12 protein-coding genes and 6 tRNA genes (1 of these 18 only partly in view) are annotated in these 12,175 nt (G+C 51.3%); 2 read left to right on the top strand and 16 right to left on the bottom strand.

All coding sequences use genetic code 11. The features are described 5' to 3' along the window. Positions 1-62: 62 nt before the first annotated feature. On the bottom strand, positions 63-320 hold the full coding sequence (locus M1D70_RS07755) for a post-transcriptional regulator (protein WP_009592794.1): 258 nt from the start codon (positions 318-320) through the stop codon (positions 63-65). A 188-nt stretch (positions 321-508) separates the two neighbouring features. Between M1D70_RS07755 and spoVB the strand changes: the two genes are divergently transcribed. Continuing rightward, positions 509-2,110: a stage V sporulation protein B gene (gene spoVB, locus M1D70_RS07750; protein WP_456289573.1), complete on the top strand. Its 1,602-nt coding sequence runs from the start codon at positions 509-511 to the stop codon at positions 2,108-2,110. On the opposite strand, the gene M1D70_RS07745 is transcribed toward spoVB, so the two are convergent. Then, entirely contained in the window at positions 2,107-2,892 is a 786-nt protein-coding gene (locus tag M1D70_RS07745) for a DUF421 domain-containing protein (RefSeq protein WP_009592807.1), read from the bottom strand. The two genes, spoVB and M1D70_RS07745, sit on opposite strands and share 4 nt — an antisense overlap. 193 nt (positions 2,893-3,085) lie before the next feature. On the opposite strand from M1D70_RS07745, the gene M1D70_RS07740 reads away from it, so the two are divergent. Further along, entirely contained in the window at positions 3,086-3,475 is a 390-nt protein-coding gene (locus M1D70_RS07740; RefSeq protein ID WP_015734038.1) for a TIGR04086 family membrane protein, read from the top strand. A gap of 120 nt (positions 3,476-3,595) precedes the next feature. Here M1D70_RS07740 and yajC read toward each other — a convergent pair whose 3' ends face one another. The 14 genes from yajC to M1D70_RS07670 all read right to left on the bottom strand — a co-directional run. After that, on the bottom strand, positions 3,596-3,907 hold the full coding sequence (yajC, locus tag M1D70_RS07735; RefSeq protein ID WP_009592738.1) for a preprotein translocase subunit YajC: 312 nt from the start codon (positions 3,905-3,907) through the stop codon (positions 3,596-3,598). A 47-nt stretch (positions 3,908-3,954) separates the two neighbouring features. After that, positions 3,955-5,094, bottom strand: coding sequence for a tRNA guanosine(34) transglycosylase Tgt (gene tgt, locus M1D70_RS07730; protein ID WP_009592784.1), 1,140 nt, complete (start codon positions 5,092-5,094; stop codon positions 3,955-3,957). A 21-nt stretch (positions 5,095-5,115) separates the two neighbouring features. Next, positions 5,116-6,147: a tRNA preQ1(34) S-adenosylmethionine ribosyltransferase-isomerase QueA gene (queA, locus tag M1D70_RS07725; RefSeq protein ID WP_009592748.1), complete on the bottom strand. Its 1,032-nt coding sequence runs from the start codon at positions 6,145-6,147 to the stop codon at positions 5,116-5,118. Positions 6,148-6,152: 5 nt separating this feature from the next. Next, positions 6,153-8,243, bottom strand: a complete 2,091-nt coding sequence (locus M1D70_RS07720; RefSeq protein ID WP_456289572.1) for a SpoIID/LytB domain-containing protein — start codon at positions 8,241-8,243, stop codon at positions 6,153-6,155. 64 nt (positions 8,244-8,307) lie between these two features. Beyond that, positions 8,308-9,315: a Holliday junction branch migration DNA helicase RuvB gene (ruvB, locus tag M1D70_RS07715; RefSeq protein ID WP_009592741.1), complete on the bottom strand. Its 1,008-nt coding sequence runs from the start codon at positions 9,313-9,315 to the stop codon at positions 8,308-8,310. A gap of 33 nt (positions 9,316-9,348) precedes the next feature. Beyond that, positions 9,349-9,966, bottom strand: coding sequence for a Holliday junction branch migration protein RuvA (ruvA, locus tag M1D70_RS07710; RefSeq protein WP_456289571.1), 618 nt, complete (start codon positions 9,964-9,966; stop codon positions 9,349-9,351). Beyond that, entirely contained in the window at positions 9,963-10,466 is a 504-nt protein-coding gene (gene ruvC / locus M1D70_RS07705; protein ID WP_009592782.1) for a crossover junction endodeoxyribonuclease RuvC, read from the bottom strand. The genes ruvA and ruvC overlap by 4 nt, the downstream gene beginning before the upstream one ends. A gap of 212 nt (positions 10,467-10,678) precedes the next feature. Continuing rightward, the gene (locus M1D70_RS07700) at positions 10,679-11,392 is read right to left on the bottom strand and encodes a BofC C-terminal domain-containing protein (protein WP_036672502.1); all 714 of its coding nucleotides are present in this window, start codon (positions 11,390-11,392) and stop codon (positions 10,679-10,681) included. Between the two features lie 138 nt (positions 11,393-11,530). Beyond that, positions 11,531-11,604, bottom strand: a tRNA-Pro gene (locus M1D70_RS07695). Positions 11,605-11,612: 8 nt separating this feature from the next. Beyond that, positions 11,613-11,692: transfer RNA gene (locus tag M1D70_RS07690), tRNA-Leu, on the bottom strand. A 39-nt stretch (positions 11,693-11,731) separates the two neighbouring features. Then, a tRNA-Arg gene (locus tag M1D70_RS07685) sits at positions 11,732-11,808 on the bottom strand. Between the two features lie 4 nt (positions 11,809-11,812). Further along, a tRNA-Gly gene (locus tag M1D70_RS07680) sits at positions 11,813-11,887 on the bottom strand. Between the two features lie 41 nt (positions 11,888-11,928). After that, positions 11,929-12,004 (bottom strand) — tRNA-Lys (locus tag M1D70_RS07675). A gap of 132 nt (positions 12,005-12,136) precedes the next feature. Next, positions 12,137-12,175 (bottom strand) — tRNA-Asp (locus M1D70_RS07670); it runs 38 nt beyond the window's last position.

The following is a 12,175-nucleotide window of genomic DNA, read 5'->3' as shown; positions in this document are numbered from 1 at the left end:
TCAAAATTTGTCGGGCTTATGGATGAACCCTTATATCCGCAAGGCAAAAGGGACCTCTTCGATTAATCGAAAGAAGATCCCTTATATGCTGATATTGTCATATAGTTCATCAAGGCTGTTGCTTTCAAGGACAGAATGTCGTTGACCAATTGGTGGAGGGGTGGAACGCCTTCCTTTTGGTACTTGCTGCTGACACAGTTCCAAATATCGTCGCTCGTCACATACTCGTACCCAATCAAATGCATTTCCTCAACCTTGCTCAAGCATACCATCTCAATGGTGCTCATCAATTCTTCCTCGCTCATTTGCTCGAGTTCCATGCATATGGCCTCCTCACTGACTCCCTGTTGTACCTAAGTTACATTCGACATGACATATGGCTTTCCTTCTATTCCTACCATGTCCAGAAAAAAAAGTAAAGTCATCAGATGGGACAGGTAGGGCATATCCATAAGAATAGCCATGTCGTGTCAACGTATTCAGCCTGAACCAGGGAGTGGGATGGACAGTGAACAAGCAATCGTTTATTAAAGGAACGCTGATTTTACTTGCAGCCGGCATATTAAACCGCCTACTCGGTTTTATCCCCCGGATCGCCCTTCCCCGGATCATCGGACCCGAGGGTGTCGGAATTTACCAATTGGGCTACCCCTTCTTTATCGTGCTCGTGACTATCATCACGGGTGGTATTCCGCTAGCCATCGCCAAAATGGTCGCCGAAGCGGAAGGTGCCGGGAAGCAGGATGCTTCCAAGAAAATTCTGCATGTCAGCCTGATGCTGACGATTACGGCGGGAGCCCTCTTCACGGGACTCAGTCTGCTGCTTGCTCCTTGGGTAACCGGTGTCCTTTTGCCGGACGAGCGTGTATATCAAACCTTCATCAGCATGACGCCCATGATGATCATCATTGCCGTTTCGTCGGTCTACCGGGGATATTTCCAGGGCAAACAAAATATGATCCCCTCTGCAAGCTCCTCCGTTATCGAGACGATAGTCCGAATTATATGCATGTTGTGGTTTGCGCATCTCCTGATGCCCAAAGGCATCGCTTACGGGGCAGCCGGGGCCATGCTTGGAACAGCCGTGGGCGAGCTGATTGGCATGATCGCGCTGCTGCTGCAATATTCCGGCGAGGGTCGAAGAACGAACAAACTTTTGCCTAAGCCGCAAAAAGTCGTATCTGAAAAAAAAGCGCCGGAAGACTCTCCTTCGAATAAAGGCATCCTGAAGCGGTTACTCGGCATTGCATTGCCTGTAACGGGCGGAAAGATGGTGGGGTCCTTCTCCTACCTGCTGGAAACGATACTGACCAATCGCAGCCTCGCCATGGCAGGTATCGCGACATCCGTGGCCACCGCCCAATACGGCGCTCTGCAAGGCATGATCATCCCGCTCCTGCTATTGCCCGGTGCGTTGACCGTTTCCCTGGCCATCTCCCTGGTGCCTTCCCTATCGGAGGCAGCAGCCCGCAACGACCGGCCTACCATCCATAAGCGAATGAATCAATCCCTTCGGCTGGCTCTCGTCTCGGGAGCTCCGTTTGCCATCATTATGTTTGTCCTGGCCGAGCCGCTGTGCCTGCTGCTCTACGACAACGCCGAGATTAGCGATATGCTCAAAATCATGGCGCCCTTTGCCTTGTTTCTGTATGTGCAGTCCCCGCTTCAAGCTGCCTTGCAGGCATTGGACCGCCCGGGACGGGCTTTGTTGAATACCTTATTCGGTGCGATCATCAAGATGAGCCTTATCGTGTATTTGGCTTCCAACCCCGCCTTCGGCATCATAGGGGCCGTCATTGCCATCATCGTTAACAGCATCGCGGTTACATTGCTTCACGGTTTTAGTCTCTCCAGGCTGATCGGCTTTCGGTTCCGCCTGCTCGATTATGTCAAAATCGCTGCCGTCATGATCATTATGGGTGCCTGCGTTCTTTACGGATATAGACATCTTCCGTTCTCGACGACCCCCTGGCTGCAGTTTTTGACCTCTATCGTGGTTGGCATTCTGGTCTATTTCATCATGATTTTTATGACCAAGCTGGTAACGCCCCGGGATCTGGAACGCGTCCCTGTCGTCGGTACCTGGTTCAACAAGTTTAGCCGCCGCTAGTCCCTGTCTTTGCGGTCGATGTAAATTCGTCCTTTATGGTCGATGGAGCATAGGAAGATATCTTTAAAATCCTTGGCTCCGTGGTTTTGAATCTCGTTTTTCAGCCAGAACCTTGTTTTTTCAATTAGTTCAAGGTTTTCGTCCTGCACCTTTCCATCCAATATAAGCGGAATGGGCAGTCCTTCGTACGTAATTTTATCGTATGGAATATCAACAACGGTAGGGTTTCCTGTTTCGGATTTGGCCTTGGATAAAGTACCTGAAGAATGAGTGGAGCTTGAGGCGTTGGAAGAACTTGATGAACTATTCGAGCGGTTCGAACCGTTGTCCGCATCTTTTGGAATCACGGTGAGCTGGCCGGAAGTTTCGAGAATCGCAAATTCCACGTCTGCCAAACTGTCGATGTCCTTCCCTCTTAATTGCTGCATCAGATCATCAAGATTGTAGCGAAGCTTTGACATCTCTTTGCGGTGAAGCTTGCCTCGGGATACCAGTATGCTGGGCTTTCCGTCCGCAAACAGCCGTATGCTTCGATTTTTCAGGCCGATGTAGGCAAGTCCTACCTGAATGGCAACCAACACGGCGATAGGAGCTAGTCCGTCCCAAATCGGTTTATGGACATCTTCGAGGACAAAAACGGCGATCTCTGCGATCATGACGGATATGACCAAATCGAAGATAGACAGCTTTCCGATTTCCCGTTTGCCCATGATTCTCATGGTAGCAAAGATGACCACATACATCAGAACGGTCCGCAGAATCAGAATAGTCAGATGAGACATAAACAATCCCTCCCTAGCTTGTCGAACATTCTCATGTACAGCTATTCTGGCCTGCCGCAGCTCTTCCCATTCGATTACAATTGATTAATTAATGGTAATCCTGCAAAACCCGATGCAAAATGTTCAGTTTGTACTATATGTACAGGCTTGGCCATACAATGGAATTATCAAGATTTGTTAAGGGGGATGATTCATGGAACCGATCCGGCGAGTATTCACTTTCAGGATCACCAATCCGATTCTTTCAGGACTATTGTATTCTTATTTCTGGATGTTTCTTGGCGCATTGGCGCTATCCCTGCTGCTGTGGGGCAGCGGACTGGCCGAGGATGATTTATCGTTCTACACGTTTCTGGTACATGCCGTCGCGGCCTTTATTGGTGGCTGCGTGAGCGGCAAACGCGCAGGTAACAAAGGCTGGTATTATGGCTGCCTTACCGGGCTGGTATACGGGATTACGCTGCTCGTCATCGGCTTTCTGGCCTTGGATAGTTCCTTGTCGCTCGGAGATTTGACGCTGATTGCCACGGTTTTTGCTGCCGGCGCCATCGGGGGAATGTTCGGGGTTAACTTAAAAAAATAAAACCTCACAACGAATACTCTTTGGAGCATTTCACGCCCAGTGCTAAAAAACAAAGCCGATTCCTAAAAGGAGTCGGCTTTTGTTTTTGGCGATGACTTTCCATATGTAGGTGAAACGAGATTATGCATCCGTATTCACGCTATGGCTTACCGAGTTGCGGTCGAACGTCAACTTCGTTACGTCGTTCACTTTCAAAACCACGATGTCGTCGGTAATCTCCACGATCGTCCCGTGAAGGCCTCCGATCGTTACCACTTTATCGCCTTTGGACAAGGCGCTAAGCATTGCGTTTCTTGTTTTCTGTTTCTTCTGCTGTGGACGGATAAGCAGAAAATAAAAGATGACGAACATCAGAACGAAAGGCAAAATCAATCCTAAAATGCCTCCGCCGCCTTGAGTCTGTCCTGCTGCGAGTTCAAATGAACCAAACATTTCTTTCCCCCCTTTCACAAACTTATCATGATGGCCATGATCTTGCTTTAGAACCCTTTTTCATTATCGTGTAGGCCGTACTTATCAAAAAACTCATCGCGGAAATCAAGCAGACGGTCTTCCATAATACTCTGACGCACGTTACGCATCAAATTGATCAGGAAATGCAGATTATGATACGTCGTCAATCGCAGTCCGAACGTTTCGTCGCTCTTGATCAGATGACGCAGATAAGCACGCGAGTAGTTACGGCAGGTATAGCAGTCGCATTCCGGATCCAGCGGTCCGTAATCCCTGGCATATTGAGCATTTCGAACGACAAGACGGCCTTGACTTGTCATCGTTGTCCCGTTGCGGGCGATCCGCGTCGGAAGCACGCAATCGAACATATCCACACCACGAATCGAGCCCTCAATCAACGCATCCGGTGATCCGACTCCCATCAAATAGCGAGGCTTATTGTTCGGCAGCAGGGGCACCGTGTAATCCAGCACTTCATACATAAGCTGCTTCGATTCTCCCACACTAAGTCCACCAATAGCATAACCCGGGAAATCCATGGAAGTCAAATCACGGGCGCTCTGACGGCGAAGATCCTCATGCATGCCTCCCTGGACGATGCCGAACAGGGCTTGGTCCTCCGGTCTGGCATGACTCTTCAGGCAGCGTTCAGCCCAGCGGGAAGTCCGCTCGGTTGATTGTTTGACGTACTCATACTCCGCAGGAAAAGGCGGGCATTCATCAAAGGCCATCATAATATCAGATCCCAGCGCGTTCTGAATCTCCATTGCGACCTCCGGAGAGATGAACAGTTTATCTCCGTTCAAATGCGAACGGAAATGTACGCCCTCTTCCGATATTTTTCTCATTTCCGCCAAGCTGAATACCTGGAAACCGCCGCTATCGGTCAATATCGGCCGGTCCCAGTTCATGAATTTGTGCAGTCCGCCTGCTTCCTTCACAATATCATGTCCCGGTCGCAGGAAGAGGTGATAGGTGTTGCTCAAAATAATATGCGCATCCATCGCTTTAAGCTCTTCCGGGCTCATCGTTTTTACGGTTGCCAACGTTCCCACAGGCATGAACGTCGGCGTATCGATCACGCCGTGGGGAGTGTGCACTCTGCCGAGCCTGGCGCCCGATTGTTTGCACGTTTTAATATGTTCATAAGTAACAGCTGCTGCCATTGTAATAACCAACCTCCGAAATTAATAGATAAACATCGCGTCGCCAAAGCTGAAGAAACGGTATTCTTTGTCAACGGCTTCCTTGTACGCATGCATGATGTGTTCGCGTCCGGCCAGTGCGCTGACCAGCATGACCAGCGTGGATTTCGGCAGATGAAAATTCGTAATCAGCGCATCTACCACGGTAAAAGAGTATCCCGGATAAATAAAAATGCTTGTCCAGCCGCTGCTCTCGCGCAGAGGCTCGCCCTTTAACTGTGAGCCTACCGTCTCCAGCGTTCTGCAGGAGGTAGTTCCTACGGCGATAACCCGGCCGCCGCGCCGTTTCGTTTCATTCAGCAGGTCTGCCGTTTCCTGGGATAGGGAATAGTACTCTTCATGCATGACATGGTCCTCGACCTGGTCCACGGACATCGGGCGGAATGTTCCCAGTCCCACATGTAAAGTGATGAAGGCGATGTCCACTCCCTTGGCCCGGATTTGTTCCAGTAGAGCCTCCGTGAAATGAAGGCCGGCCGTCGGCGCGGCTGCGGATCCTTCATGCTTCGCGTATACGGTCTGATAACGATCGCGATCATCCAGCTTTTCCTTAATATAAGGCGGGAGCGGCATTTGGCCCAGTTCATCCAGGATTTCTTGGAAAATCCCCTTATACGAGAAGGACAAGGTGCGAGCACCCATTTCTCCTTCCTCCTCAATGACCGCCTTTAGTTTCCCGTCGCCAAAGGAAATCACGTTTCCCTTTTTCAGCTTCTTGCCGGGTTTTACGAGTGCTTCCCAGCGATCTTCTCCCATATTCTTCAGCAGAAGGACCTCGGCTTTCGCCCCGGTATCCTCCTTTTCGCCGAACAATCGGGCCGGGATTACCTTTGTATCGTTTAATACGAGCGTATCGCCCGGATTCAGGCTGTCTATGATATCCGCAAACGTCTGGTGGCTTATCTGTCCGCTCTCTTTGTTCAGCGTGAGAAGCCTGGAAGAACTTCGGTCCAGCAGCGGCGTCTGCGCAATTAAGTGTTCAGGTAATTCAAAATCATACAAATCCACATTCATGTCGGTCAGTCCTTCGTTATAGTCGTGTCGCGGTAATAGTGTTGGAGTATCTGCTTATAATCATACCCTTCGTCAGCCATTCCTTTGGCACCCCATTGCGACATGCCCAGTCCGTGGCCGAAGCCTTTACCGGTAAATTTAAAGCCCGGAGAGCTTTCGATTACGCGTGCTGTCCCCGTTCCATTCATCACGACGGTGCCGGAGCCTTTGACGTTACCGTTTCCGCTTCCGGAAATGACGGATACCGTTTGACCGCTCGAAACCGTTGATACCGCACCATTCGCGCTCAATACAGTATAACTTCCGGTCGATTCAATATCAAACAACGTGCTTGGCAGACCGTTAAAAGCCGACCGGAACATATCCGGATATTTTACGTCCAGCACTTGGCCGTTGGCTTTTACCGTAAGAGCCCGCCCCGATGGGCCTCGTTCGGTTACATCCAGCGAAGTAATGGAGGCCGGCAGGCTATTGGCGGTTTTTCCTTTTAAAGTGGCCAGCAATTGATCCGAAGTATAAGGGCCTCGAACCCATTCGAAGCTGTTGGATTCCGCGACTTTGTCCAAGACGACGGCCGTTTCTCCCGGATTCATCTTGCTTACGGGCTCAACGTTCGATTGGATCAGCGGCAGCGGGCGCACGTTGGTATCCTTGGCGGTAACAGTCATATAAGGAAGACCTGCCGATGTTGCATTGCCCGTTTCCTTTACATTATCCTCACGCACGTAACCCGTAACGCCACTCGGAAGAAGCACATGATACCAAGCTTTAAGCGCGGCCTGGGATGAGGAGTCACCAGGGCTTTCCACTGCGGCAAACAGATCGTTACGATTGCCCCAGACCTCGGTGGAGTCCGCCGTCATCCCACCGCTGTTGGAGGAAAACACGGTTTCCACGATTTTGCCGTCTTTCATGACGACTTCGCCGTCGGTTGCATCCACTGCCTGAATAATGCTTGGATACTCATAAGCCGTCCCATAATAGGCCTGGCTCAGCGTAGTGTCCACGACATGCGCTACTTCGAACTTATTTCCTTGGAAGAGCGCATAGCTGCGCGCTGCCACGGCCTGTGCCTTCAGAGCCTCGGTTCCCCAAGAAGACGGCACCTCCGCCCCCACGACGGAATATAGGTACTGCTGGAACGGCAATTCGTTGACGAGGTATAATTGACCGTTCTTTTGCCCGATCTCCAAAGCGCCTCGATAGGAGCGATCGGATCGCTCCTTCACATTCGTTCCCGCTCCTGATTTCCCGTCAACCCGCAGAACGGATTGATTACCTGACAGCATGTAATGCGTCACCTCTTGGGGAGCCGCCAGATTCAGGCTTACGTCACTTTTTATGATAAGACCCGGCGTGTTGGCGTTCTGCTCAACCAGGCCGCCGGATACTTTGGCAGCTTCTTTCTTGACGGCAGCGAGATCGGCCGTGTTCGCCGCTTCGCCTACCCACACCTCATAAGCCGAAGCTTCCCCGGTCGGCACCATGACATTGAATGCATCCAGACCGGCATCAGCGTACGCCTTACGCACGGTCTCCGCCTCAGTCTCCGATCCGTACGATCCGGCGGACAGATGCAGCGCGCCTTTAACGGTGGGCGTTTGCCCATTCAGATATGCAGCCGCTGTCTTCGCTGTCCGAGCAGCCGCATCCGCGGCCGCTTTTTCTGTACCGTACATGCCGGCGTACAGCTTGTACATCTTGCCATCCGCAAACAGCATCGGCTTGTCACTTGTCGCCTGCAGCTTTTTGGCTGCTTCGGAAGCGGCTTTCCAATCCGTTGTCTCAAGCACCTTAACGCGGTATGTATCCACGCTCATCCGGACCTGCTGGTTCGCAGGGATACTCATCAGGGTCTGATGAGTACCGGAAGCAAGCAGCGATGCCGTCAAAGCCTCGGCGGATTTCAGCGTTACGGCATTGGTCGTCGATTTATACTGGCTTCCCAGATCCAGGAACATCGCAACCCGAATCGTATCTAACGAAGGGGCGGCTGCTTGCACGACGGGCGCGCTCCATATGCTTCCGGCAACAGCCAGCGACAAGAGTCCTTTGGTGGTCCAACCGAATAATGATTTCGTCCAGTTCCTATCCATGTATGTCTTTCCTCCTGTAACTAATTGGATATGGTATATGGCATAAACGTCATGATTCCATCAGCTAGCGGCGATCCTCAGGAAAGGGAATGCCTAAATGCTGATAAGCTGTAGGCGTTACGACGCGTCCCCGCGGCGTACGCTGCAAATAACCGATCTGCAGCAGATACGGTTCATAAACATCTTCGATGGTTTGGCTTTCTTCCCCGATGGTTGCGGCAATGGTATCCAGTCCCACAGGTCCTCCGCGGAAGCTCTTGATCATGGCGTTCAGCATTTTGTGATCGATAAAATCCAAGCCCATCGGATCGATTTGGAGCATCTTCAGCGCTTCCTGCGCGATGCTTGGCGTGATCATGCCGTCGCCCCGAACCTGTGCATAATCGCGGACCCGTTTCAAGAGGCGGTTCGCAATGCGCGGTGTCCCTCGCGATCTTAGGGCAATCTCTTCTGCGGCCTCCCCCAATATCTCGATCCCCAAAAGATCGGCATTGCGTGACACAATGTAGCTCAGCTCATCTACTGTATAGAATTCCAGACGGCTTACCACACCAAAACGGTCCCTCAGCGGCGCTGAGAGCAAGCCAGCCCGGGTTGTGGCGCCAATAAGGGTGAACGGCGGGAGATCCAGGCGAACGGAGCGTGCGCTTGGCCCTTTCCCGATCATAATATCCAGCGCAAAATCCTCCATGGCCGGATACATCACTTCCTCTACCGTCCGGTGCAGCCGGTGGATCTCGTCAATAAACAGGACGTCTCCTTCCTGCAGATTGGTCAAAAGCGCCGCCAGATCGCCAGGCCGTTCGATGGCCGGGCCGGACGTCGTCCGCAGATTAACGCCAAGCTCATTGGCGATAATATTGGCCAGCGTCGTTTTGCCAAGTCCCGGAGGACCGTACAGCAGCACATGGTCAAGCGCCTCGTTGCGCATTTTTGCAGCCTCGATGTATACCTTCAAATTTTCCTTTACTTGATTCTGTCCTATATATTCAGCCAAATAACGCGGACGCAAACTAAGCTCGACAGCCTGCTCGTCCATCATCAGATTGGCGGAAATAATTCGATCGTCCATCTATATAACTCCTCTCTTGCAGCGATGCTCTATCTATCCAGCGAATAGCTGCTGCAGTGCCCGTTTCATGAGCACATCGACGGATTCGCCGCTTGCGCCGGAATCCTTGATCTTCAGCCAGACTTTATCCAGCTCGCTATCCGTATAACCAAGCGCCTTCAAGCCCTCGCGAGCCTCGGACCATGCCGAGCCGCCATCATCCGCTTCCGGCTCCTGGATGGCAAAAAGACCGGTCATCATGCTCGCATTCCCGAAGCCCTCAAGCTTATCCTTAAGATCCAAAATCATGCGCTGCGCTGTTTTCTTGCCGATTCCCGGAAGTTTGATCAAGAAGGATATATTCTCTTGATAGATCGCGGAAACCACATGATCCGGAGATCCTCCGCCGAGTATGCCGAGCGCCACGCGCGGGCCGATTCCCGAGACCTCGATCAGCTTACGGAACAGCCTCTGCTCCTCCCGCGTCGGAAACCCAAACAGCAGAATGGCATCCTCACGGACGTGATGATGGGTGAAAACCGTCACGGTTCCTTCCGTTTTGGCAAAAGCATACGGATTCGGACAAAACACCCGGTATCCTACGCCTTGAACATCCAGCACAATATATTCACTCTCTAAGTGGACAACCTGTCCCCGTAAAAAATCGATCATTTTCGCAATACCTCATTTAATTTGGAATTAAGTGTATAGGAATGGGCGTGGCAGATTGCCACGGCCAGAGCATCCGCCACATCGTCGGGCTTGGGGATGCTCTGCAGCTTCAGGAACATCCTGACCATTTCCTGTACCTGCTTCTTCTCTGCCTTGCCATAGCCGACGATGGCCTGCTTAACCTGCATAGGCGTATATTCTGCAATCGGGAGTCCGCGCTGGACCGCCGCCAGTATGAGAACTCCTCTCGCCTGGGATACGGACATCGCGGTGGTGACGTTGCGGTTAAAAAACAATTTCTCGAATGCAACGGCCTCCGGCTCATATTTATCGATAAGCTGCAGCATGCCTTCATACACGTGATGCAGCCTCTCTTCATCCGGTGTATGGGCTTCCGTCTGGATGCAGCCATACTGAACCGGCGTAACTTTGCTTCCAACCTTATCGACAAACCCGAAACCCACAATCGCAATTCCCGGGTCGATTCCTAAAATGCGCAAACCAATCTCTCCTCTGATGAAGCGAACATATGTATCGTTCTCCCATTATAACAAAAGTTCGGCCTCAGTTGAGGAAAAACTTTGATCCCATCTGCCACAGTTCTATAACTTCCCTGACGGCACCGCCAATGGAACCGCTAAACACCAAAAAACTGCCCGGAAAAATTCCGGGCAGCTGCGGCTTTGGCGATCAAGCGACAAGCATAGACGTTTCAAGGGCTAGGGCTCATGACATTTTCGGCCATATCCCGTGCATAGTCGCTAAAGGTTGACAGTACACTGTTGTACTCTTCCATATCTTGAATTCGAATACCTTCTTCAAGCTGCTGAATCACGTCTTTAGGCAGAGAGGATTCCATCGAGCCGACATCCAGTTGGAAGAAGGTGCGCATGACCTTCTCTTCTTCCGGCGGGCCGTCAAACAACGTTAAGTTCCCGTTGGCATCGATGCTCATATAAGCTTGCCGCTTGCAGGCGGGTGAAAGGTCGGATACGGTTTGCTCGAGCCAGACATTGCCTTTATTATCCAATCGTCCCTGCCATAAAGGATTTTTATTCATCAGTTCATAAATGCCGTCCGCCGTTAGCTTTCCCATATCCTGCTCTTCAATGCCGCAGACATACGTGATGCGGACATGAACATGCTTCTTTCCCTTCGAGGTATTCAGCTTCTGCATGAATTCCCTCTGATCCTGCCTGCGTTCCTCCTGCTTATCATCCTCGATTTGCAAGTATTGCATCGTTTCCACAGCCAGCGGCGTTTCATCGAAAGTAGCGGTGAGCAGCCTCTTCATCTGATCGGTTATAGTCTGGCCGGACCATACCATGACACCTACGAGCACTACGATCGAACAGGACCAGATCGCGCGTCTCCAACGTCTCCACCGTTTTCTGAACAGTTTCTTGAAGAAATGAAAAACACTCAAGGTTATCCCCTTCTATTCAATGTTTTTCATATTGTGACCGGGATGCTGTCAAAATATTCAGTTCCGCTCTGCCCGTTGGCATCATTAAACAAAAAAAGATCGCCTTCAGATATACTGAAAGCGATCTTTCGGTTCGAATCGGGATGACACGATTTGAACATGCGACCCCCTGGTCCCAAACCAGGTGCTCTACCAAGCTGAGCTACATCCCGTTAATTAATGCCGGTGAAGGGACTCGAACCCCCACGGTTTCCCTCACGATTTTGAGTCGCGCGCGTCTGCCAATTCCGCCACACCGGCACAAAGAAATTTCATAAGTTAAGCATCTGTTTGTAAAAATGGCACGCCCTGAGAGATTCGAACTCCCGACCTTTTGATTCGTAGTCAAACGCTCTATCCAGCTGAGCTAAGGGCGCATAATGGAGCGGACGACGGGAATCGAACCCGCGACCCTCGCCTTGGCAAGGCGATGCTCTACCGCTGAGCCACGTCCGCATATATGTTATGTATTCCGTTTCCAGCTCTCTTGGTAAAGATGGTGAGCCATGAAGGACTCGAACCTTCGACACCCTGATTAAAAGTCAGGTGCTCTACCAACTGAGCTAATGGCTCTTATTACTAAGAGTTAAAGAATGGCGGAACTGACGGGATACTCTCTCTTCGTTCGAGACTGCGAAGTCTATGCTAACGAAGCTAAGCTCCGACGAACCCAATATGGATTCTCATCCCTGAAGCTAATAAGAATGGCGGAACTGACGGGATTCGAACCCGCGATCTCCTGCG

It is taken from the genome of Paenibacillus sp. AK002, assembly GCF_053903045.1.
Note: the sequence above shows the minus strand (reverse complement) of the source record. Positions and strands in the feature narration are given on the sequence as shown.

What these genes read in the sequence shown, in the direction of transcription:
- M1D70_RS07755 (WP_009592794.1), bottom strand. Translation starts at nt 320, where the DNA reads ATGGAACTCGAGCAAATGAGCGAGGAAGAATTGATGAGCACCATTGAG.
- M1D70_RS07745 (WP_009592807.1), bottom strand. Translation starts at nt 2,892, where the DNA reads ATGTCTCATCTGACTATTCTGATTCTGCGGACCGTTCTGATGTATGTG.
- M1D70_RS07740 (WP_015734038.1), top strand. Translation starts at nt 3,086, where the DNA reads ATGGAACCGATCCGGCGAGTATTCACTTTCAGGATCACCAATCCGATT.
- yajC (WP_009592738.1), bottom strand. Translation starts at nt 3,907, where the DNA reads ATGTTTGGTTCATTTGAACTCGCAGCAGGACAGACTCAAGGCGGCGGA.
- tgt (WP_009592784.1), bottom strand. Translation starts at nt 5,094, where the DNA reads ATGGCAGCAGCTGTTACTTATGAACATATTAAAACGTGCAAACAATCG.
- queA (WP_009592748.1), bottom strand. Translation starts at nt 6,147, where the DNA reads ATGAATGTGGATTTGTATGATTTTGAATTACCTGAACACTTAATTGCG.
- M1D70_RS07720 (WP_456289572.1), bottom strand. Translation starts at nt 8,243, where the DNA reads ATGGATAGGAACTGGACGAAATCATTATTCGGTTGGACCACCAAAGGA.
- ruvB (WP_009592741.1), bottom strand. Translation starts at nt 9,315, where the DNA reads ATGGACGATCGAATTATTTCCGCCAATCTGATGATGGACGAGCAGGCT.
- ruvA (WP_456289571.1), bottom strand. Translation starts at nt 9,966, where the DNA reads ATGATCGATTTTTTACGGGGACAGGTTGTCCACTTAGAGAGTGAATAT.